Source organism: Annamia dubia NIES-4383 (assembly GCF_055394725.1).
This window is the reverse complement of record NZ_AP025631.1, coordinates 1-23,719: the sequence shown is the minus strand read 5'-3', so window position 1 is coordinate 23,719 and position 23,719 is coordinate 1. Positions and strand designations below refer to the sequence as shown.

22 protein-coding genes are annotated in these 23,719 nt (G+C 32.6%); 2 read left to right on the top strand and 20 right to left on the bottom strand.

All coding sequences use genetic code 11. The features are described from left to right. Positions 1 to 377 precede the first annotated feature (377 nt). The 4 genes from Anndu_RS17485 to Anndu_RS17470 all read right to left on the bottom strand — a co-directional run bounded on the left by Anndu_RS17485 (position 378) and on the right by Anndu_RS17470 (position 2,365). Positions 378 to 866: a hypothetical protein gene (locus tag Anndu_RS17485; RefSeq protein ID WP_464104155.1), complete on the bottom strand. Its 489-nt coding sequence runs from the start codon at positions 864 to 866 to the stop codon at positions 378 to 380. Between the two features lie 344 nt (positions 867 to 1,210). Beyond that, on the bottom strand, positions 1,211 to 1,597 hold the full coding sequence (locus Anndu_RS17480; RefSeq protein ID WP_464104154.1) for a hypothetical protein: 387 nt from the start codon (positions 1,595 to 1,597) through the stop codon (positions 1,211 to 1,213). Continuing rightward, positions 1,560 to 1,919: a hypothetical protein gene (locus Anndu_RS17475; protein ID WP_464104153.1), complete on the bottom strand. Its 360-nt coding sequence runs from the start codon at positions 1,917 to 1,919 to the stop codon at positions 1,560 to 1,562. The genes Anndu_RS17480 and Anndu_RS17475 overlap by 38 nt, the downstream gene beginning before the upstream one ends. Before the next feature lie 203 nt (positions 1,920 to 2,122). Then, positions 2,123 to 2,365, bottom strand: coding sequence for a hypothetical protein (locus tag Anndu_RS17470; protein ID WP_464104152.1), 243 nt, complete (start codon positions 2,363 to 2,365; stop codon positions 2,123 to 2,125). 265 nt (positions 2,366 to 2,630) lie between these two features. On the opposite strand from Anndu_RS17470, the gene Anndu_RS17465 reads away from it, so the two are divergent. After that, a complete protein-coding gene (locus tag Anndu_RS17465) occupies positions 2,631 to 6,269 on the top strand; it encodes a plasmid replication protein, CyRepA1 family (protein ID WP_464104151.1) in 3,639 nt (1,212 codons plus the stop codon). Between the two features lie 92 nt (positions 6,270 to 6,361). Here Anndu_RS17465 and Anndu_RS17460 read toward each other — a convergent pair whose 3' ends face one another. From Anndu_RS17460 to Anndu_RS17440, 5 genes are all read right to left on the bottom strand, one after another. Next, entirely contained in the window at positions 6,362 to 6,655 is a 294-nt protein-coding gene (locus tag Anndu_RS17460; RefSeq protein ID WP_464104150.1) for a hypothetical protein, read from the bottom strand. Then, positions 6,648 to 7,355, bottom strand: a complete 708-nt coding sequence (locus Anndu_RS17455) for a ParA family protein (protein WP_464104149.1) — start codon at positions 7,353 to 7,355, stop codon at positions 6,648 to 6,650. Before Anndu_RS17455 ends, Anndu_RS17460 begins: the two co-directional genes overlap by 8 nt. Positions 7,356 to 7,495: 140 nt before the next feature. Next, entirely contained in the window at positions 7,496 to 8,503 is a 1,008-nt protein-coding gene (locus tag Anndu_RS17450; RefSeq protein WP_464104176.1) for a WD40 repeat domain-containing protein, read from the bottom strand. Between the two features lie 91 nt (positions 8,504 to 8,594). Continuing rightward, on the bottom strand, positions 8,595 to 9,584 hold the full coding sequence (locus Anndu_RS17445) for a transposase (RefSeq protein WP_464104175.1): 990 nt from the start codon (positions 9,582 to 9,584) through the stop codon (positions 8,595 to 8,597). 61 nt (positions 9,585 to 9,645) lie between these two features. Beyond that, complete coding sequence (locus tag Anndu_RS17440; RefSeq protein ID WP_464104174.1) at positions 9,646 to 13,098, bottom strand: WD40 domain-containing protein; 3,453 nt, start codon at positions 13,096 to 13,098, stop codon at positions 9,646 to 9,648. Between the two features lie 82 nt (positions 13,099 to 13,180). On the opposite strand from Anndu_RS17440, the gene cynS reads away from it, so the two are divergent. Then, positions 13,181 to 13,624 (top strand): cyanase, encoded by a 444-nt coding sequence (cynS, locus tag Anndu_RS17435; protein WP_464104173.1) that lies wholly within the window; start codon positions 13,181 to 13,183, stop codon positions 13,622 to 13,624. An 82-nt stretch (positions 13,625 to 13,706) separates the two neighbouring features. Here cynS and Anndu_RS17430 read toward each other — a convergent pair whose 3' ends face one another. The 11 genes from Anndu_RS17430 to Anndu_RS17380 all read right to left on the bottom strand — a co-directional run bounded on the left by Anndu_RS17430 (position 13,707) and on the right by Anndu_RS17380 (position 23,609). Then, positions 13,707 to 17,066, bottom strand: coding sequence for a DEAD/DEAH box helicase family protein (locus Anndu_RS17430; protein WP_464104172.1), 3,360 nt, complete (start codon positions 17,064 to 17,066; stop codon positions 13,707 to 13,709). 22 nt (positions 17,067 to 17,088) lie between these two features. After that, complete coding sequence (locus Anndu_RS17425) at positions 17,089 to 17,424, bottom strand: type II toxin-antitoxin system RelE family toxin (protein ID WP_464104171.1); 336 nt, start codon at positions 17,422 to 17,424, stop codon at positions 17,089 to 17,091. Positions 17,425 to 17,428: 4 nt separating this feature from the next. Further along, a complete protein-coding gene (locus Anndu_RS17420) occupies positions 17,429 to 17,665 on the bottom strand; it encodes a hypothetical protein (protein WP_464104170.1) in 237 nt (78 codons plus the stop codon). Positions 17,666 to 17,805: 140 nt separating this feature from the next. After that, positions 17,806 to 18,111, bottom strand: a complete 306-nt coding sequence (locus Anndu_RS17415) for a hypothetical protein (protein ID WP_464104169.1) — start codon at positions 18,109 to 18,111, stop codon at positions 17,806 to 17,808. 90 nt (positions 18,112 to 18,201) lie between these two features. Then, entirely contained in the window at positions 18,202 to 18,381 is a 180-nt protein-coding gene (locus tag Anndu_RS17410) for a hypothetical protein (protein ID WP_464104168.1), read from the bottom strand. Between the two features lie 4 nt (positions 18,382 to 18,385). After that, positions 18,386 to 19,537 carry a restriction endonuclease subunit S gene (locus tag Anndu_RS17405; RefSeq protein ID WP_464104167.1) on the bottom strand — a complete coding sequence of 384 codons (1,152 nt, stop codon included), beginning with the start codon at positions 19,535 to 19,537 and terminating at the stop codon, positions 18,386 to 18,388. A 44-nt stretch (positions 19,538 to 19,581) separates the two neighbouring features. Then, on the bottom strand, positions 19,582 to 19,992 hold the full coding sequence (locus tag Anndu_RS17400; protein ID WP_464104166.1) for a type II toxin-antitoxin system VapC family toxin: 411 nt from the start codon (positions 19,990 to 19,992) through the stop codon (positions 19,582 to 19,584). Then, on the bottom strand, positions 19,993 to 20,202 hold the full coding sequence (locus Anndu_RS17395) for a hypothetical protein (RefSeq protein WP_464104165.1): 210 nt from the start codon (positions 20,200 to 20,202) through the stop codon (positions 19,993 to 19,995). Positions 20,203 to 20,381: 179 nt separating this feature from the next. Then, complete coding sequence (locus tag Anndu_RS17390) at positions 20,382 to 21,878, bottom strand: type I restriction-modification system subunit M (RefSeq protein WP_464104164.1); 1,497 nt, start codon at positions 21,876 to 21,878, stop codon at positions 20,382 to 20,384. A 79-nt stretch (positions 21,879 to 21,957) separates the two neighbouring features. After that, on the bottom strand, positions 21,958 to 22,605 hold the full coding sequence (locus Anndu_RS17385) for a tyrosine-type recombinase/integrase (protein ID WP_464104163.1): 648 nt from the start codon (positions 22,603 to 22,605) through the stop codon (positions 21,958 to 21,960). 155 nt (positions 22,606 to 22,760) lie between these two features. Beyond that, a complete protein-coding gene (locus Anndu_RS17380; RefSeq protein ID WP_464104162.1) occupies positions 22,761 to 23,609 on the bottom strand; it encodes a hypothetical protein in 849 nt (282 codons plus the stop codon). Between the last annotated feature and the right edge of the window lie 110 nt (positions 23,610 to 23,719).

The following is a 23,719-nucleotide window of genomic DNA, read 5'->3' as shown; positions in this document are numbered from 1 at the left end:
AAAACTAATCCACATAAATATAATGGCAAGGTTGAAACTTTCTGCATCTTTGATTAATAAATAATCAAGTAATTTCTTGAAAGATTTTATAAATAAATCGTCATATTTATATGCTAGATAAAAGATTAAATTAGTGATAAGATAGAGTAACAAAGCAACCAGTTGGGAACGAACATCAATCAAACTAAATTCACTAATCAAGCCTGATAATAGGGCAGTAGCAAGTGATAATAAGATAAATTTTCTCATAAAAATAAGCCCTTCAATAATTGATAATTGATAATTGATAATTAAAAGGCTTCCTCCATTAATTAATGTTAGTAACTAACCACCAATAACTAATAATAAGTAATAGTCATTGATGGTTAACTCGCTCTTTAAAAGAGAGATTCTTTGATTGACTCTTTAGATGCGGAAAAAATAGCATTTACTTTACTATTTGCATCTTCAATATAACCTTGGCCATCTGCTTTTATTCTGGCCAGTTGTACCCTCGTACCTTGTAAATGTTTATTGATAGTTCCCTTTAATTTCTGGTTACTAACTTCCACATCGGCAACTGCTTTAATATGTTCAGTAAGTGCCTCGTTATTCTTAATAGTTTCCTTGGCAACTTCTGTACGGGTTTGAAGAATTTTACGCCCATTTGCTGACTGTTTTTTAAAGGTGGCTTTTGCTTGATTTTCCTGTTCAACTACTTCATCAGTGGCGAGTTCAAAACCCTCTTTTCTGATCCCTTTTACATTCTGAAATTGAATGTTTCCAGCATCAGTAGCACTGAAGCCTCCGGTGGGTGAATGCCAAGCATCTAAGTTAATAGAATTATCACCATTAATTGCTGTTTTATTAAATCTTGAAAGTGCCATAATTTCTCCTAATTATTGTTAATTATTACTGGTGTTTGTTGATTATTATTATTAGATTGATTACCAATAGTCACGGCACAGAATAAACTAATAATAATTATGGTAAAGATGATAACCGGATTAAACCCGTGAATCTCATCGGTAGAGCTACTTTTGCGACGTTCATAAGTAATCTTTACGTCGTCATCATCAATCTGAAAATATTTATCTTTGTTGTCCATGATGCTAAAATTATTTTGAATTGTTATTTAAGGAAGGAAACCAATCTAGCCTTGAGGAGATAAATCCCCCTTCAGGTAATGGTTTCCATCTTGTTTTAGGTTTCGATCTCCATCTCCAAAGAATTAATTGAGTTCTTCGGGAGAATGTGAAGGCGAGGGCGAGGCAGTCAGCAAAGGGAGCGTTACCCCTTCAAATGCCTGTAACTCCTCAATCCGTGCCTCTAAAATATTCAGAGTTGCCATGCCATTCATTTCAAGGGCTTCACTCAAATAATCAAAATACTCTCCAGAAGCCTTAATCCGGTTAAATTCGTTAATGGTTTCTAAAGCCTCAAGTTTGGCCATAGCCCTTGCAGTGGCGATCGCATTTTCTTTAATCTTGTTAGTCTGTTGGTTAGCAGTATGGCTTCCCACAGCTTCACTACGGGTTTTGTGACCATTACGGGCTTTAGGGGTATTGTTTAACAGTTCCTCACGATGCGAGGCGGTTGTTTTGGTTGTAGTAGTCATGTTTTAATTCCTCTGTTAATTTTTTGGCTGTGTTTAATAAATCAGGATTGAGAGCGTTTTCTTCTCTCAACTCATAAAAGTCGAGGTAAGTGTGTTTGTGCCTTCCCTTTTTGCTATTCAAGAATAGTTTTAGGGCGATCAGGATAGGAACATCCGACCATTGATATTTGCGTTTTAAATCATCGGGGTTGTAACCAACTGCTATGAGCCATTTTCTCCAGACTCCCCTATTAGAAACTCCCACGATGCTCTGTAACTCGCATCTATCAAATTCTTGAATCCCATCCCTACACAAACTATGTAGATTGATAGTTTTCATCATTCTTCAGTCCGTTAAGGTTTACGTTAAGCTTTACGTTCACCATTACTTGATTTTACGTTAAAGTTAACATACACTCAATAGTAACAAGGTAATGTTACCTTGTCAAGTAAAAAGTCAAGGGAATGACAAATGACTGTCATAATGTAGATATATGTAACATTGATATATTTACTTATGCCTTCAAACCTTCCCAGAATCACACTTTATATAAAAGAAGAAAATCGGGCGCAATTAAGACTTATCGCCGCCGCTATGGATAGAAGTGTAAATGAATTGATAAATGACGTTTTAGAAGATTTTATTAAGAAGTATGCCGACTCCATAAAAGTTGATAAGAAAAAATTGCCTGATTTAAACAAGTAACCAACTGCGATCGCGCAGTGCCACCAATTGCGATCGCCTTCGATCGCTTTAACTATGACCTCAAATCTTGAAAAGGTTGTCATTGTCATAAAAATTAACGATGGAATTTGGTTATGATCCGGCAAAATCATTACTAACTAATGACTTTGCCGAATCGAACCAAAAACAACGTCATTTATAATTCAAATTTGAGAAGAATCAATTTCTTTTCTCAAAAATTTGATAAAGTAAAAACAGGCAATTAAATAACCCAGTATGTCGGGCAAGACAATCCACTGGGTTTGAGCCTCCAAATTCATCATTTATTGTCATAAGGAGGAAGTGCGTAAAACGCATGATTGTAATAATATGATTGTAGAACAAGGAACGGTAGTTTGTAAAGAAGTTACGCAAAAAAAACATACTTTTAGCATCAACACTGTTGAAAGTAAAAAGATTTTTCCCCAACATTTTGAGGAACTAAGAGCTAGTGAGATCGCACCGGAGATTATTGACGCTAATTTTATTAGTCTTGATGGCACAATGGGCGAAGATACCCCCATGAATTTATTGTTACCCCAAACTGACAAATATTATTGTCAAAATGGTAGCCCTCGCTCTTGGGTAGCCCGACGCTATAACCATTTAGATCAAGGTGGTTGGGGTGTGATCAGTGGTGATGAGCTTATTTGTTTTAAGCCCGATACCCCTCGCTGTTCAATTAAATCAATTAAATTTGATGGTTATTCCTTCAAAAATCAAGAAATTAGTATTAGTCCATTCTTAGCTAATGCTATTAAAGAAGCTTATCCTAATCAAAAAATAATCACCATTAAAATAACAAATACTACCTTAGAACCCTGTTATCAAAATGAACTATTTAAACTTCTACAAACTAAATATCATGGGGTATTTAACAAAGTTGAGTTCAGATTAAAACCGATTAAATATGAACACGCACCAGACACCCCTAGTCCTATATTTAAGTTATCTTTAACTAAAAATATTGCCAGTAAATTAATCTCACATTTCTCTCCTATTTATGAAAGTGATTATCTTAACAGTGGCTTAACTTTTGGTGAGTGGTTAGACCAGAAAAATATTAATTTTTGGCAATGGTTAATTAATCACCCTGAGATACCTATTGTCATTACAGAAGGTGCTAAAAAGACAGCCTCTTTATTATCTAATGGCTATGTAGCTATTGGTTTAAGTGGGGTCTGGAATGGACAAATAACTATTAAAGATGAAGTAACAGACAAAGTTATTAAGAGACAATTAAAGCCTGAGTTAGAAATATTAGCAACTAAAGGACGTGAGTTTATTTTTTGCTATGATAATGATACTAAAAAAGAGACAATTATTAATGTTAATAAAGCCATAGCTGTTACAGGTCAACTATTACAATATAAAGGTTGTAATGTTTCTGTAATGTCGTGGCTTTACCCAGAAAAAGGGATTGATGATGTTATTTTTACTCATGGTAAAAAGGCTTTAGATGAGATATTTAATAATAGAAAAAACTTAGATTATTGGCAAAACTCAATTAATTTAAGTTTAGATAAATATAATCCAGTTATTGTTAATCATGAAAAACTTTGTGATGAAATAATTGTTAATGGTAAAAAAGAATTAATTAATAAGAATCTTGGCATTAATTCTAATAGTCAAATTATTGCTATAAAATCAGATAAGGCTACAGGAAAAACTGAGTTTCTAGCTAATATTGCCAAAGAAGCTTCTCACATCGGGCAACCTGTCTTAATTCTTACTCACAGAATACAGCTAGGAAGGGCTTTGTGTAACCGTTTTGGCATTGATTATGTGGATACTTGGCATAAGTCTGAAACTAGCATTTTTGGCATGGGGCTATGTATTGACAGCCTACACCCAGACAGCCAAGCCCGTTTTAATCCTAAACAATGGCAAGGTGCTATAGTCTTTTTAGATGAAATAGAACAAATTTTATGGCACGTTTTAAATAGTTCTACTTGTAAAAATGAACGGGTAAAAATTCTTAAAACTTTAAGACAATTATTACAATTAGTAATAGAAACAGGCGGTAAAATATATCTTTCTGATGCTGATTTAAGTTCTATTTCTATTGATTATATCAAAGAAATTTCCGGCTATAATAAGCAACCTTTTGTCATAAAAAATACTTACAAAAGAGAAAATAAACGAAATTTATTTGTTTATGGTGGCTCATCTCCAACTGCTCTCTATCAAGAAATAACAACTCAACTAAAAGAAGGTAAAAAGTTGATGATTCATTTATCAGGACAAAAACCAAATAGTAAATGGGGAACGCAAGTCATAGAAAAGGCTTTGCAAAAAGAAATTAATAAGATATTAACTAATTTTCCCGATAAGAAAATATTAAGAATAGATGCGGAAACGGTGGCGGATCCTAATCATGAAGCCTATGGTATTATGGAAAATTTGAACGAAACTTTGCCTTATTATGATCTAGTTTTGGCTTCTCCTACCATCGAAACGGGAGTTAGTATTGATCTTAAAAATCATTTTGATAGTGTATTTTTTATTGGTTGGGGTATTCAAAGTGTAGATAGTGTGTGTCAAACTTTAGAAAGAGTGCGAGATGATATACCCCGTTATATATGGGTAAATAAGCAAGGCTTACCTTCTTTAAAAGTGGGTAATGGTGCTACTAATGTTAAAGCTTTATTAGCATCTACTCATGCAGAATTTAAAGCTAATTTTACCCGTTTACAACAGTTAGGAATAGATGATATTAGTTTAATAGATGAAAATGACGAGTATTTATTATCAAAAGAACTTTTAGCTTATGCCAAAAGAGGGGTAGTTATTAATCAAGGTTTCTATAATTACCGAGATGAAATTATTGATAAATTAGCAAAAGAAGGTTATCAAACCATAGAATGTGATCAATTAAAATCTGATGTTAGTAAAGCAATTAAGGAGGAATTGACAAAAGATCAAGAGGAACATTATTCTCAATATTGTGAAGATGTTTCTAATAGTAATGATTTAACACACAAAGAAGCTGAAACAATTAAAAAATCTCATAAACGTACTGAGAGAGAGAATAAAGAGCTTAGAAAATATGAACTGAGTCAACGATATAATACAGAAGTTACACCTTATTTAATAGGCTATGATGATGATGGTTTATACTCAAAATTACAGCTAGAATATTATTTAAGTATGGGTAAAGAATATTTACCAAAAAGAGAAAAAGCAAAATTAGAAAATTTACAAGATGATAACAAAGATATTTTTGAACCGGATGCTAATAAATATCTCATTAGTTTAAAAATATGGCTGTTAGAAAAATTCGGTATTTTTGAGAAAATTACAGCGAATAAACCATTATGCCATGATGATTTAATCGAGTGGCATCAGAAACTTAGTCAAGGTTATATTCCTAATCAAATTAATCAAATTTTTGGCTTTAAGATTGATCCTAATCCCATTAAAGCACTCAATCAATTTTGCGATCGCCTTGGTTATACTTTCAAAAATGACAAAACCCTAACTACTCAAGAAAAAGATACAGTCACAGGCAAAAAAATAAAAACTCGGTACTATCTACCTGAAAATAACTACCCTGAGATTAACCGAGCGGAGATTTTTAATTATTGGCTCTCATTAGATCTTGAGAGAGATTTTAAAATGGAGACAACGGATCCTAATAATATAGATATTAATCATAAAACCATTGTCTCCACTAAGATGAATCAGCCCGTTGTCAATAGCACTCATAGTGGGTGTATTAATCTGGAGACAACGGATCCTAATAATAGATCTGAAAATAATAACCCCTTGTCTGCTCCGGCTGTATCTTTTTCTGAAATCTGGAAAATATTTAAAGCGATCGCGCACTGTCAAGATAGATTTATGTCTTTAGCTCAATTCCCATTAGATTTAATCAGTGAGAGCTTTTTGGCACTTGAAAAGATCAATCTGCCCTTAGTTGAGAAATTAGTTGAATTGGGATTTTATGACTTTATGGCTCAATTTTAATTAAGCCATCGAGCCTCAAAGTTGACTTGTCTAAAAACCACAAGTCAAAATGAGGAAATGAAAGGAAATTATACCTTAATCCTATTAAGGTATTAAAGGTTTAATTGTTTCCGTAAGTCTTGTAAATTCTTGACTTTGCCCCAATCAACTTCAGAGGTGCAAAGTAGCTCGATCGCCGTTTGAATTAAATGTTGAGGGTAAACTCGTTCATTGGGGGGTACAGGATTACTGTTATTATCCCTAATTTGTTGGGCTTGAGTGGTTAACCATTGTTTGGCCTGTTTAGGAATTTTAACATTAATATTGGTTAAATCCTCTTGAGTGGTGGCTTTTTGGCTTGTAATACCGGAACTTTCCCGTAAGGTACTCTGTTTTAGTCTACCCATTGATCATCTCCTTGGCTAATTTTTTAAAGGCTTTTGCCCCCACACTAGAAGGGGCATATTCTAACACCGAAACTTGAGACGATACCGCCTCGGCGATCGCTATATTGTCTGGGATGGTAGTCTTAAGCAGTTCAAAGTTTAATTCTTCTGCTCCTTTGGTTAATAACTGATCCGCTTCCCTCGTTAAGACTAAACGAGGGCGATAACGACCCCGTAACACTTTGATGGGTAAAGAGGGTTTTTCTTCTCGAATTAACTCGATCGCCTCTGCCAAGCCTTTTAACACCGCAGGTTCTGACATGATCGGCATAATTAATAAATCACTGGATAAAATTGCTTCCACTGAAGTAGCATTAATCGCCGGAGGGCAATCTATCAAAATAACCTCATAACCCTTAATACCTTTAAGGGATGTTCCGATTAAACCATCGGTCACGGGGAAATTTAATAAATCAAAATGAGCCGGAAAGATGGACAAGTGAGGGCGAGAAGTTGGCACGGGGGCAACCTTTTCCCCCTTCAATAAATCAAGAACGGTGGGACTTTTCCCCTCCGTACCCGTCGCAAAACTGAGAGTGCGTTGGGGGTCAAGATCAAGGAGTAAAACGGGACGCTTGTTCGTGGCTAAACTAGCCCCAAGGTTGGCCACTGTGGTACTCTTGCCCACTCCCCCTTTAAAATTAAATACCGTTATAATCATATCCCTTAAAGGTATTATACCTTTATACTTTTTTTATCTAGTTTTGATTGGCATTATAGCAGATAATATTAAACTATAAAGGTTTAATACCTTTATAGTAGATTCGATGGGGGAGTCCGGCGCGATCGCTCAAGGGATTTTTAACTATGATCTACAGCGCCTAATGCCTTTAAAGTAGTAATTTCAGCATCAGTTAAACCCTTAACTCCCGTAATATTCATGTCTTCATAAAATTTTGGATTTTCGAGAATTTTGATACATTCGCCTGTATTTATATTCCAAATTCTGATAGTTTCATCGGCACTACCACTAGCAAGAATTGAACCATTATTATTAAAATCTACACAATAAACACAGTTACTATGTCCCTGTAGAGTTTTAAATAATTTTGGTTGATTAACTTCACTAATATCCCACAAAAGAATTGTATTATTATCACCCGGACTAGCTATTAAATTACCATCTGGACTAAAAGCAATTGAGTAAACTCGGATCATAGAAACTTCTGAGATAGTTGCTAAAAGTTTATAAGTAACAGTATCCCAAAGACAGATTTTTCGATCACCACCAAGACTTGCTAAAATATTACCTTTGGGACTAAATACAACTATATGTGTTTTTCTTTCATGTCCTTTCAATTTGGCTGATATTTTGCCAGTTTCTATATTCCACAAACTAACTTCAAAATTTGCTCCTGCAATAGCTAATTTTTTACCATCTGGACTAAAAACAACTGAATATATATTATGATCTAATTGCCAAGTATTTAAACATTCATTGTTTTTGAGATTCCAAAGTTTTAACTGACCATCATCTCCACCACTAGCTAAGAATTTTTCATCAGAACTGAAAGCCACAGAATAAATTTGATTTGTATGTCCTTTTAAAGTTCCTAAACATATTGATTTAAGTCTTTGCCATAATGTTATATTATAATCCCAACTGCCACTAGCTAAAATTTCGCCATTTGGACTAAAAGTTACTGATTGTATTCGTTCAGTATGTCCTAAAAGATTAGCTATACATTTACTCTTATTAATATCCCATATTCTAACAAACTTATCTGCTCCTCCACTTGCTAATAGTTTACCACTAGGATCAAAATCTATAGAATAGATAGGATTATCTTTCCCCTGCCAAGTAGTGATACAATAGACATCTCCAATAACTGATAAAGCTTATATGGTAACAGTTTCATCTTTAATCAGCACTCAGCAATCAATCGCTGTAAAGTTAATTTCACGTCAAAATTTCCTCTAAATCTAATTTCCTCCCAAAAGTATGACTGATTAAAACATCAATTACTTCACTTGATGACGATGATTTTACTATTTCTAAAACTAAACTCTCAATTCTTAATCTCACTAACCCACAAACTGTTAAAAATACTGACTGATATTTATCTTTTCTTAATCTAAATCTTTCTCTTGCTACTCGCCATATTTTTATGATTCTAATTAAATGTTCTATAAATATTCTTACCGATGAAATCTTTTTATTTTCTTCTTTTTCTTCCTGAGTTAATACTCCTTTTTTCGGTTTTTTCTTTGGGGTAATAATTTGTGGCTCTCCCACATAAGCTTTATCCCCTTTAAACCTTTGATCTATCCCAAACTTATTAAGATTTTGACGACAGATGTTAATATCACTTGAAGGCCCTGGTTTTCCCGCCACTACATCCACAATATCTCGGCCTTTTGGAAGACTAATTAATTGATTTTTAAAAGTATGTTCACATTTTTTTCCACTATAACATTTTTTCTGTTCTTCATAGTCTAAAGGTCTTTCTCTTGGCTGTTCTTCACTATCTACTAATAATTCATTTTCCTTCAATTTTTCCAACATTTCTTCTATTTTTTCTGGGGACTTTTTTACTTGTTCTAGTAAAGAGCATGGCAAAGCTTCTCTCATAATTTTTTGCCAATAATCAAACAAATTATTGGCTGTTGATTCACTTACTTGAAAGACGATACCTAATAGTTGAAAACTCAGATGATGTCTTAAATAAATTAAAGTCAAAATAATCTGGTTTTCTTTTGAAAGTTTACTCTCTCTACCACCCCCTGAATTGATAATTCTAGTTTTTTGTTTTTCGGATTCTTCTTTTGCTTGTTTCTCCAAGATTAAAAGATGTGCAATTAGCAGTTCTAATTGTTCATAATTAATTCCCAATAATCTTTTAGTTGCTTGTTTGTGATCTTGAATATATTGCCAAGTATAATTACTCATTTTGGCTATTTCTCCTTAAAATCTTTGTTGATGATAGCTTAATTTTTTTATTTCTATTATATTATAGAGATGTCTTATCAACTGAATTAATATTACTAATATCCCATAATTTTATTGTTTTATCTGCACTACCACTAGCTAAAAATTTCCCGTCTGGACTAAAAGCTACTACATGAACCCAACTGGTATGTTCAGTCAATGTTGTTAAACATTGAATATTATTGTGATCATGAATATCCCATAATTTTATTGTTTTATCCGCACTGCCACTAGCTAAAATTGTACCATCAGAATTAAAAGCAACTAAACATACCTCATGAGTATGTCCAGTTAACGTTGTTAAACATTGAATGTTATTGTAATCTTGAATATACCATAATTTAATTGTTTTATCTGCACTACCACTAGCTAAAAGTTTCCCATTAGGACTAAACTCTAGGGACTCTATTGTACTTAAATGTTCATTCAATATAAATAAACATTTACTTGTTAAAATTTCCCACAATTTAATAGTATTATCCGTGCTACTACTTGCCAAAACTTTTCCATCAGAACTAAAAGCAAATGAACGAATCCAACCATTATCTTCTTGTAAACTATTTAGATATTTATTCTTAACAATATTATAAAACTTAATACTTTGATTAGAACCACCAATAGCTATAATTTCTCCATCAGGGCTAAATCTAACTGATTTAATAGCATTATCATCTTCTTGTAAAATCAAATCTTCAAAAACTTCAGAATCTTCGATATTCCATATACAAACTTTACCATCTTGACCAGCACTAGCTAATATTAATTTATTTGGATGAAAGCTAAGAAAATTAATATGTGACGTATGTTCTTTCAAAGTGTAAAGTTTTTGTTTGTTAATAGTGGAAAAGATATTAATAACACCAAAATCATCACCTGTGGCTATTAAATTACCATTATAACTAAAGGCTAAAGATAAAATTCTTCCAAGAGTTTGAGCAAAAATTGAATTAGTTAAATTAGCACCTGTAAAGTTAGTATTATGTAACAATATTTCACTAAAATCTATACCTATAATTACAGTATTACTTAAATCAGTTCCTTCTAAAACATAAGGAGCAAATTTTAATAACAAATTAACAGCATTCCCCCCAAGATAACCAACTTCCTCTAAAGTTTTTCCTCTTGTTAAATAAACAATATCTAATAATTTTTCTTTTGTTTCTTCAGTTTTTTCTATCATCGGTAAGATTAAATCAATTACCGCTTTTGTTAAAGGTATTTTACCAAAAGTTTCTACTAAATTAAGATTATTTTTAAATCTTGATAACTCTATATTTTCTTGAAAATCATTTTTAATCTTAATAAAAGATGAATCTATAATATCTAATTCAACAGCAAACTTAAAGGCTACAAAAAACTCCAATAATGAGCGATGGGCAGGGTAATAGTCACCCTCAGAATTACGAATTAACATCGTTTGTCCCATCATATCATAATGCCAATGGTCTAAGTCTTTTTGCTCCTTAACTTCTTCTTTAAAATACTGTCTAATTCTTTCAGGAAATTCTCGATAATTTAAACTCATTTTATCAGTTGATAACATTTCCCAAGCCAACTCACATAAGAAATATAACTTATCTTCTAAACAAGTAAAAGTGCGTTCTTCCTTAATATTTTTTTCCATTTGATAACAAACAGCATAGAGATAAATGCGAGAAATATCTATCGGTTTTCCCGCTTCAATTTGTCCTAAACCATCTAAAATTAAATTAATCATTACTGGACGAGAAGCTAAATCTAATAACTCCTCATTGTCCATTATTTTCTTAATTGTTTCGGGATTTGCTTTAAAAGAAAGTACCTTTTCAATTTGTTCATTATTAAACTTTTCTAACTCTAATACTTCAAATTGTGGGGGCAATCCGGTTAAATTTTGGGTAGATGCTTTTAACTCAGCATTGAGTAATCTTCTGCCTTCTATAGCATCGGGAAAATGCTCAGTGCGACAGGTTAAAATTACTTTTGTGCCTTGTGTTCCGGCGACTTTAGCTAATTCCCAGAAATTATTAATCATTTCCTGTTTATTAACACGGGCGGCCATCTCATCAAAACCATCAAAGATTAAGATAAATTTACCCATTCTATTTAACTGTTCAAAAGCAGAATAGCCCGTTAATTTAATTTCATGTTTGCGGAAGAAGAACTCAGAAAATAATGACTCCACACTAACAGCTTTAGCATAATCTCTTAAGGGAATTACTAAAGGTAAACGAGGTCTTTCTAAACCTTTTTGTTTCGCTTCTTGATACTTTTGTAAAGTTAACCAAGCATAATGAAAAGCAAACCATGTTTTTCCTGTACCAAATTCCCCTAAAATAGAGATATGTTCCTTAGCAGGATCATGTAACCATTGCTCAATATAACCCTCAATATAACCGTCTTCTTCTCCATAGTGACTAACACCTAATTTTTGTTGAGTTTGATAATCTATTTCGGCTTTTGTACAAGCTAAAGGTACATAATTAGTATCAATATTTCGGCTTTTTACTTCATTTTCTAACCAATTTATATAACCAGAAAAATCCGCTACATCATCTAATAATTGGTCAAAAGTATAACCAAAAATATTGTTATATTTCTCTATTTCTTGACGGGCAATTTTACTAATTCTCCGAGGTGAAACGATCCAACCTTCATCAGTTTTATTAATTTCGACATTATTAACAACTATTTTGACATCATTAATAGTTGCTTCTCCTTCCACTCCCCTAATAAAAATTCTATCATAACCACGTCTAGCCGGAATATTAATAATTAATTCAAAATATTCAGCTTCTAATACTTCATAAGATTCAAACTTATATCCTAAAGTATTAAACCATTGTTTGAGATTTTTTAATAAATCTGTTTCTCTTTTTATAATAACAGGTGGTAATAATTGTTGATAACTTGCTATTAATTGATTAAGATTATTAGTAATAGCTTCTAAACTAGGTAAAGTTTGTAATTGTTCTCTAACTTTATTTAAACTAATTTGTAAATTATCTAACTTATGTTCCTGTAAAATTTCTGTAGGAGTTCTTGCTCTTTTCGCAATTTCAATAAATAAAGAAGCAAACTCTCTTACTTCTCTTTGATAGTCAATATTTTGCTCTTTTATTTCATAACCAAGAGCAAAACCTTCAATAAAATCATCTAATTCTTGAAAAAAATTAGAAGCTTTATTATTACTAAAAGCAGAACTAAAAGCAGATTTAATTTTTTCCTCTTTAAATAACTTTAAAATAACTTCAGGTTTACCTAATCCATATTCAATTAAAGTATAAACATAAACCCCTTCAAAATCATTAGGAGGTTCATTCGGTTTTAAGCCAAATTTGTTTAAAATGCGTAAGCGAGTCTCATTATGATCTAGTTGATCTATCACTAGATCAACGGCTTTACCAACTAATGCACCGATAATATCATCAATTATAAACATCGTTTGACCTCGCCAATGATTATTAATCTTTAATTTTAATCTAAGATTGAGCAAAAATTTGACCTGTTTTGTTTAAACAATTCAAATTTTTCCTTTATAATCAAGAGCAAATATTCTTAACCAAAAAATCAAAATTATGGCCATCTCAGAAATTACCAAAACACTTTTAGCCGCAAAAAAAGCAAAAGGTTTAACCTTTGAAGACTTAGAAAAGGCTGTAGGAGCAGATGAAACATGGATCGCTTCAGTCATTTACCGTCAAGCCAGTGCGGATCAAGCCTCAGCCCAAAAAATCATCGCCATGTTAGGGCTACCTGAAGAAATGGCCGAAGAATTGACGATACCGCCGTTAAAAGGCTCTCTTGAACCCCCCATCCCCACGGATCCTTTAATTTATCGTTTCTATGAAATTATGCAAGTCTATGGAATGCCCCTCAAAAGCGTCATTCAAGAAAAATTTGGGGATGGAATTATGAGTGCGATTGATTTTTCCCTTGAAGTGGATAAAGTGGAAGATCCTAAGGGAGATCGAGTTAAGATTACCATGTGCGGTAAATTTTTACCTTATAAAAAATGGTAACTTCTCTTAGCTCAAGATAAGGCTCGATCAAACTTAAAAAAAATCAACTTGTTCAAATTGAACAAGTTGATTGAGAATTGCTCTAAGCGCTCAGACTTTGGTTAAAAGATTCAATAATTTCAATTAAATCATTAGCTTCCTCATCATTAAAGACACCATCCAAACCACTGGTATGAAAATCAGTAAAAGGAGGTTCATATAATAACTCTATACCCATCACCCCATTTTGAGTTAAATAATCAATAATATTTTCCACAAAACGAATTTGATTGGCCTTAAATTTCGTGGTTTCTAAATATTTACTAAAGGCTTTTTTAGCGGTATTTCTGTCTAATCCCACTAATTCCCGAATAAACTTTTTCAGGTTCATTTTTTGCCCGAAAACTGTTTCAAATTGTTGTTTAGTTTCCACTATTTCACTCTCAAATAACATCCTTTCTAACTCCTCTAAATCACTATTAGTTAAAGCAATATTTCTTTTTAATTTATGAATAGCAAGATGGTCTTGATTAGCCTGAATATAAGCCTCTACCTTTTTACGATATTGATAGGGAGAAAAGCCAGTCGTATTAATCTTAACCTCGGTTGCTTCTAACTCTCCTAAAGTATCTTCAAAGTCCGTTATAATTAATTTTTGTTGTTCTTTATCAATTAACTGCATTAAATTTCTCAGTTTAATTCTCATGGTTTCAACCAACTCAATCGTCACATTTTCCCACCATTGTTCCGTTTGAATTTCCTCAATTAAAATTAATTCTTGTTTCACCATCGGAATATTTTTTTTCGTTTCTAAATTAGCACCTAAATCTCGCACTTGATCCCTTAATTTTACTAAACTTTTGGTAGGTTTTAATATCGCCAATTGAATTTTTAAACATAATAAATCAAATTCTTTGGCTTCTCTAGTTTCAGCAGGTAAAGTATGGGGGAGGGAGGCTAATTTTTCCTCAATCATTTTCACATCTTCAGGGTTTAAATTTTCCCATCTTTTGCGCTCACTAAATTCTTCAATTGTGGCTAAATGGGGACGAATTAAAAAGTTATTTTTTTCTAAGGTTGCTATCTGTTGATGTAACTTATTTAATAAGTCTTGTTTGAGGGGATTTTCTAAAGGTAATTTTTGACTTAATTCTAATCTAAATTTAGTTAAACGGGTGCTTAAACTTTCCGGTAATTTAGTAGTTTTTTCCGGTATTGTTTGAGCAAAATATTCAAAATTGCTACATAAATCAAACACATAAAACTCTTGTTTATGGTGATCAAAGCCAAATAAATGAGGACATAAACGAGTACCCCGCCCAATCATTTGATTGAATTTTACCCGTGAATAAACGGGTTTAAAAAACACAAGGTTTACAATTTCTGGCACATCTACCCCCGTGTCTAACATATCCACTGAAACCGCAATCATTAGTTCTTTTTTGGGGTCAGAAAACTGATCTAACAGACTTTGAGCGTAGGGGTCATGACTATCAATAACTTGGCAAAAATTACCCTTAAAATGGGGGTAATTTGCATCAAATCTTTCCACAATAAATTGAGCGTGTTGATGATTTTTAGCGAAAATAATTGTTTTACCTAATCTATCACCTCCCTCAATTTTTAAGCCTTGTTCCATTAAAATTTGTAAAGCTTGGTCAACGGTATTAATATTAAGTAACCAATCATTTAAAGCAGTAGCATCAACACTTAAGGGCATTTCTCCCGTTTCCTCATCCCTGAATTTATCCTCATATTCCTGTTGTTCTTGGGGTGATAATTCATGATATTTAATCCCCTTATTCATAAATTTAAAAGGTACTTTAATCCCGAAAGGAGGTACTAAATAATTTTCTTTAATCGCATCAGCTAATTCATAAGCAAAAGTCGGTACTTGCGCAGGTAATTCAAATAACTTATAAGTATCTCTATCAACTTCCGTTCTAGGAGTAGCAGTTAAGCCAATTAATAGACTATCAAAATAAACAAAAAGATGACGATATTTTTGATAGATAGAACGGTGAGCCTCATCAACAATAATTAAGTCAAAATGTCCGGCTGAAAATAATTTTTGATTAGCAGAAATTGTATCTATTCTATTAATTAAAGTGGGATAGGTTGATAATACTATATTCGCTAAACTTGCCTCTTGGGGAGTGCTTTCTTGTAAATTAACTATATTACTATATGGTAAATGACGATTAAAAGCTCTTTTTGCTTGTTGAATCAGGGCATTTCTATCGGCCAAAAATAAAACAGTTTTGATCGTATTAGTCTTGATTAATAAATCAACTAAAGCAATAATAGTTCTAGTTTTTCCTGTGCCTGTAGCCATGACTAATAAACCTTTTCGCCGTTTATTTTCTAAGTCTTCACACAGGCGTTTGATTGCTTCTATTTGATAACTACGGTTAACTATTTCCTGATTAATTAAGGTTGAATATAAGGGTTTTTGATTATGACGGCGCTCAATAATTCTGGTTAATTCTATTTCTTTGAAAAAGGTATGTATTTGACGGGGAGGGTAGTTAGTATCATCCCAAAAATAAATCTCATAGCCATTAGTATAAAAGATTAAAGGACGTTGGTTAAATTGTTGTTCTAAACAGTCGGCATAAAGTTTAGCTTGATGTTTCCCTTGGCGAGGATCTATCATAGTTTTTTTAGCTTCAATAACTGCTAAAGGTAAGCCATTTTTCCCCCATAAAACATAATCTATTTTTCCTTTTCCGGTGGGGGTGGGCATACCTATCACGGGGTATTCTTTCGCTTCTTTTTCTGTTAGATACCAACCCACTTCTTTTAATAATTCATCTATTAAATATTGACGGGTTTCGGCTTCCGTATAGTCATGGCTATCAACTACTTTTAAATTAGTTTCTTTAATTAATGCTAATTCTTCTTTAATTTTGATTAGTTCTGTTTCAGTTTGTTGTGCCTTAATTTCTGCTAGTTGTTTTAATTTTTCCGTTTGATTTAATTTAGTTTCTAAAGCCTGAAGTTCTTTTGTTTCAACCTGTTTTATGGGGGTAGAAGGGGATAAAATCAAACTCTCATCAAACTTAAAATTATTAATTTCTTTCCCATTTGGACTATAAAAACGCACCAACCAATAGAGAAAATGAGCTAATTCTTTAACTAAAAATAAAGCCTCTTTGGTTTCAATTTCTTGGGTATCATGTACGGCACGATTACCAATTTTATGAATTAATCTTACTTTCGGAAATAACTCCGGTTTAAGATTATCTTGGAAAGTTTGTTCATAAATTAAAGAACCTAAATTGTTATCATTTGGTAACTTTAAATAGGGTTCATTTTCATATAACCAAATCACCGCCTGTTCTAAAGTTAAACGACTATAAAAACAACTGGCACGGGCATCGGTAAAGATTAAATTTTCTGCTTGAGTAGCGTAGTTAAATAATTGGGGAAAGGGTTGTTTTAAAAAATAAAAATTAGTCATAGTTTGGCTGATTAATTAATAGTTATGTATCAAAAGTTTGATTAATTAATGTTTCTATTTCCTGTGAACTAATATTAGTTTGTTCTGATTTTGCATAAATAACTAACATTAAAATTTCAGTAGGAGAAATAAGTTGATAAATAAGACGATAACCGCCACTTTTTCCGGTGGGTATATCGCTATTTTTTGCCCTAACTTTAAAGACGGTGGCTTTTACTCCTTTTACTTGAGAGCCAATAAAATTACCTGTTTGTAATTCTTGAATAATTGGCTCTATATCTTGTTTAATTTGGCGGTAATTTTTTGCCAAATTTTTTAATCTTTTTTTAAAGGGTTCTGTAAATTTAATTTTTACCATATTTTTAATTATCTATCCCTTGCCAAAGTTCTTCCAGAGGAAAGGTTTTGCCTTCTTTTCCATCTAAAAGACTTTGTTTTAAATCCTCTAAAATTGCTTGTTTATTGTCTTCTTTTTCTGTTTCTAAAGGTAAAAAGTTAAGGATATTTTCCCATGTTTCTAAGGGGATTAAAACATCGGTGGTTTTTCCTTTTTCATTGGTAACATAACGGATTTTTTGATTTAATTGGTTTAGATTCATATTTTTAACCTCTTTTTTCTTAATTATATCAATTGTAAAATAAGATGTCAAAAGTAGAATGAAAATAAATCTTTTTTCATCTTCTTATAATTCCCCTTTAAATGCTTTTTGTAATAGGCTATTAAATAAATTTTCTTTCATTAATCTTGTAAGTTTTCTAAATCTGCTAAATCTTGCAATCTTCCCGATGCTTTTTTATTTTTTCTCAGATTTTCTAAGTCAATAAAATAAACAGGAATTTTATCAATAATTACCTCAATTTTACTGTGATAACAAGTATTAAAATCTATACCGTCAGGAGTGGTAATTAAGTCTATTCTACTAGGAGGATAACCTAATTGAATAATTTGGTCTGGTGTTTGGAAATCTTCAGCTTTTAAGTCTAAACTACCAAAGCCAAAATCTGTTAAAGTTTGAATTAATTTTTGAGCATTTTGCGCACTCATTTCTATCTTTTAATGTCAATATCTTTAGTATAGCGTGGATGTCCATGTACTGCTACGGCATAACCGCCAATTATTAAATATTTGACTTGATTATGGTTTAATAATTGTATAAATTCTTTGAAATCTTGGTTGAGCATTGTATTTATATTGATGGTATTGTTGACGGATTTCTTCTAAGGCTTCTAAGCGTTTTTCTAATGGTTGTTGTTGCCAATAATGAAAGTCGCTTTTTTGTTGTTTTTTGTTAATTTTTTTTATTACTTTTTCCATCTTTTTATAATTCCCCTTTAAATGCTTTTTGTAATAGGCTATTAAATAAGTTTTCAGATTCTTGTAAAAAAGTTTGATAATTATATTTTAATTTTTTTATCTGATTAGCTGTTTTTTTGAATTGACTAGATTTTTCTTCATTTACTACAGGGATTAATAAACTTTCAATTTCTTTTTTACTTATATTTATAAATGTACTTCCTACTCCTCTATCTTGAAAATATTGATATAATTGTTCAAGTAAAACATAAAGAAATTCATTATTAATTTTAGTCTTAGAAAGAGGTCTTATAGCGGCTAATCCTCTCCCAATACAATAAGGTTTATCAGCCCAATTTAAACGTCCAGCAGTTGCTCCTCTAACACAAAAAAGAATATCTCCTGATTGACATATTCTAGTAGGTTTATTTGTCCATTGTTTTTCTTGAGGATGATTTTCTCCAAATTCTGCGGGACCGTTTAATAACGGTGTTCCTATTCCATTGTTATTATAAGAAGAACCCGCAGGAGATTGACCCATAATAATTTCAGCAACTTGAGAAAGTTCTATTTTATTATCTCCTTTTTGTAAAGGATCGCCAAACATCTCTAAAAAAGTTGATTTTAAGAGTTCTTCAGTAAGATTAATAGCTTGTTTTCTTTTCTGTCTAATTTCGTCTGCTTTATCTAATATTTGAGCGATTCTTATTTGTTCTTTTAAGGGTGGGAGAGGGATTTTTAAGTTTCTTAAAACCTTTAGAGAAACAAATTTTTGAGTTCCGCCTCTTGTTTCTATTTCTAACTGTTTTTTTATGAAAGGTGTATCAAGTAAATATTTAAAATATTTTGAATTAACAGAGCTATTTTTAAACTTAAATAATGCAACATTTTTAATAGCAAAATTAGGCACTATATTAACAATAATAGGATTGCCAATAGTTCCTATCATTGCCAATAAAATATCACCTTTATCAACTTGTGATCTTTTATTTATTTCTTGATAGTCTTTTTCTGATATATAAGAAATATTTGAAAAATCAATTTCACCATCTTTTAAATTTTTTGATGTTATTAACGGATAACCAGAATTAACATATTTAGGTGTATCATGTGTACCATCACGAACATCTATAACATCTTGACATTTTACTAATTGCCAACCTTTAGGTAAAATCATAATCAAAAAATAAAATAAATAAAAATTAAAGAATAAAAAAGAAATTAAATCGGTAATAATAGATTAAAACCTGCTTGAGAGAAATGACGATCAAAAGTCAGTACATCATTAATATTATGATCTCTCATAATGATAAAAGAAATACAATCAACTAATCCCCAATCCTTATCCTTATATTGCCTATATAAATCAAAACCCCTTTTAAACAAATCCGATGTTAAAGGAATTAAATCAACATCATCAGCAGTCATAAAATTTTCAATAACTTGAGAAGATTCCTCCTTATAATTACGACAAAGAGCGTTACCAATTTCTAATAAAATAGGCTCAGAAATAACCAAAGGATAACCATCATAAACATCGGCTAAATCTAGCGCTCGATTATGATAATCATCCCTTTCATTAATCAAAGCAATAATATAAGAAGTATCTACAAATATGCGATTTAAACCCATTTATTTCTCTCCATTCAAATAGATGTCAATATTTTGAGCAAAATCTTCAGGAGCTTGAATTTTTATCTCTTTTAACTTAGATAAAACCCCTTTTTTTCTCGGTAGTTGTTCTTGAGAAACCTCTTTAATAATTAATAAAGCAATTCTTTCCTGTTCACATTCAGGTAAAGATTTAACTTGATTAATAGCAGATTCTAATAAACTAATCATCACAAAAAAACCTCCATTTAAGAATATTAATTAACCAAGTAACAGGATTTTCTAAAATTACTGTTAATAAATTACGATATTTGATCCCTTTCTAAAGGATTTCGGTCATAACTCCAATCATCAAAAGGACGATTTAAACAACAAACATCTAAATAAATTAAATAAATTTGATTCATAATTTATCTTAACAAATTCTCTAATAACTGTAAATCCTGATTAATCTCAGACTCTAACACCTTTAAATTATTAATAATAACCTTGGGTGCTTCATATTCCACCTCCTCATATTCCACCTCCTTATAACGATTAATAGATAAATCATAACTATTATTTTTAATTTCATCCTTAGAAACTAAAAAACATTTACCCTTACGCTGATTAAATAAACTTAACTGGTTACTATTGCCCGATAATAGATTATTGTAATCATGCCACTGTTTAATAAGATCAGGAATATCATTATCATCTATTTCTTGACGCTTATCATCAAGGGAAAAACCATCATTTTCCATATTATAAAACCAGACTTTTTCCGTACCCCCTACCCCCGTTTTCGTAAACATTAAAATCGCCGTAGATACCCCTGCATAGGGCTTAAATACCCCAGACGGCATAGAAATAACCCCATCTAACTTATGATTTTCTACTAACACCTTTCTAACAGTTTGATGAGCCTTAGAAGAACCAAATAAAACACCATCCGGCACAATTACCGCCCCTCTGCCCCCCGTTTTTAATAACCTTAAAAACAGAGCTAAAAATAACAATTCAGTCTTAGAAGTATTAACAATTTTCTTTAAATCAGAAGCAATAGTTTGGGCATCAATTGAACCCTTAAAAGGGGGATTAGCTAAAATTAAAGTAAACTTTTCCTCCACCCCACTATGGTCTTGGGATAAAGAATCACGGGCTTCAATGTGGGGATTTTCGATACCATGTAACATTAAATTCATGCTCCCAATGCGTAACATGGTGGCATCAAAATCGAACCCATGAAACATATTTTCATTAAAATGTTTGCGATTTTCAGGCACATTTAAAACATAACCATTTTCATCTTTTTCTCTTTGTAAATATTCAGCCACTGCCACTAAAAAACCCGCCGTGCCACAGGCAGGATCACAGACAAGATCATGGGGAGAAGGCTTCATTAATTCCACCATCATTTTAATAATATGACGGGGAGTTCTAAACTGACCATTAGTTCCGGCGGTGGTTAACTTTGATAACATATACTGATAGAGATCCCCCTTGGTATCCCTGTCTTCCATCGGGATCTGATCAATTTGAGTTACCACACTTTCCAATAAAGAAGGAGAAGTAATCATAAAAACAGCATCTTTCATGTGGCGAGAATAGGCCGTTTCTTGACTTTTACCTAAACTTTTAATTAAAGGAAAAGCCTCATCCCTGACCGTTTTTAACATATCTTCCGAGTTAAAATGCTTAAACTTTGACCAACGACAGGATTGAGTTTCCGGCGAAAAAAAAGGATTTTCAAGCGGTTTTTTAGTCCGATTAGCTAACTTTTCCTTTTTGATTTCCAAGTCATCTAAACGCTTAATAAATAATAAATAAGAAATTTGTTCAATTACCGATAAAGGATTGCTAATCCCATTATTCCAGAAAGTAGTCCAAAGTTTATCAACCTTTGATTTTAAATCACCTGTAATCATCTCAAAAAAAAAATCCTCTAAAACTTTTTCCTATCATATACCATTAGAGGAGCGATCGCCTTTGGTGGCGCGATCGAGCCTAAAAAAGTAAATCAGTCAGGGAGGGAGCTTCAGTGGATTCCAAGTCGGGAAACGCTAGTTTATCGCCATGGGAGAACATACTCAGGCTTGAGACTGCCCCTCTAACTTGTGAGGGCGATACCTCTAAATAGGTTTGTAGTATGTCCAGATTACGGTGTCCGCTCACTTCCTGTATTACGCGCAGGGGGATGCCACTATTACTCATCATTGTTAGGGCGGTACGTCTAAAACTATGGGTGCTTACTCCTTCGATGCCTATTTTAGCACAGGCTTGTCTTAAGATGCGTCCGGCACTATCGGGACTAATATGCCCTGTTTTATAACGGGAGGGGAAAACAAACCAGCCTTTTGGATTAGGATACCAGTTGATTAATAATTGTCTCAACTCCTCAATCACCGGAATACAACGAGTGGCTAGTTTTCCTTTGGTATTACATTTGCGGAAGATAATCTCCTCTCGAATATCTCCTTTTCTACGGTAAACATCGCTCAGTCGTAAGGTACAGGCTTCATTAATGCGACAAGCACAGTATAAGCAAACTCCAAATAAGGCTCGATCGCGCTCGTTGGTTAACCCTTGATTGAATAAAAGGTTTATTTCTTCTGGGGTGAGGATCTTGGCTTTGCCATGTCTATCAATTTTCACATATTTTACTCCTAAAACTTATTTTTAGATTAAATCATCAGAACGATTTTTTTGCCATACTTAAACTTACTTAACTAAAATCCCCCTCAAAAATTTTTGACTTGTATAATTTGTACAAGTCAAATAAAAAATCGGGAAAATAGATCTTCTGTTTTCTACTCCCTCTGCCTAAAATAATCCACTAAAATTGGGATAATTTCCTCACGCCACCTCAGTTGCGCTCCTTGCCATCCTTCTTTACTGGTGGTTAAAATGGCGATGCCATACTGTTTTCCTTGCTCGGTTAATTTCCTCTCTCGATTAACTCCAACTTTGGCCCAGTCTTGATATTCTAAGTCATGGAGTGCCTGATTAATTTTAGCACTGGTAATTTTTTGCGCCATTTGTTGACTAATTTTCGTAGCTAACTGAGAGACGATCAAGCCTTGGGGTGAAGGGGTATGGTTGGCGATCACCTCTTGGGCGGAGGTTATTAAACTATTTAATTCGGGTATTTGTAGCCCCAACTGAGTTAATTTCCAATGCGCGATCGCTGTGGGTTCGACTCCGGCTTCTACCATCCATTTCGAGGCTATTTCAATGCCCTCACTAATTAATTTTAAATCATAATTTTGATTACTAATCGTTGGATGGGTAACTGTTAATTCTTTTTCTTCTGCTTTGATTATTTCAAACTTAGTAATAGGTTCATTATTAATATTCTTAATTAATTTTAGGGCTAATTGATTACCTTTTTGTGCTTCATGTTGCCAATATACCATGGCCGAAGCTAAAGGGGTTAAGGCGATTGCACCTTTGCGCTCAGGAATGACGGCTTTAATGGGGGTAGGTAAATCAGTTTGATGACGAAAAAATGTTCCGGCAGTTGATTTGGTTTTGCCTATAATTTCGCCAATTTGACGATGGGTAAACAGGATAATTTCTTCCGCTTCGACTGTTAATTGATAACCATTTAAGGGGAAATCGGGAATTAAGATTGTGATCGATCGAGCTAGTTGCGCCATCAAATTTTATCATCATCAACACAAGTCAGTTCATTCTACCATCTCCGTAGCAATCGTGTCAAAACTGCCTCACAGCCAAGGTTTTATCATTTCGGGAGTAATGGTACGAA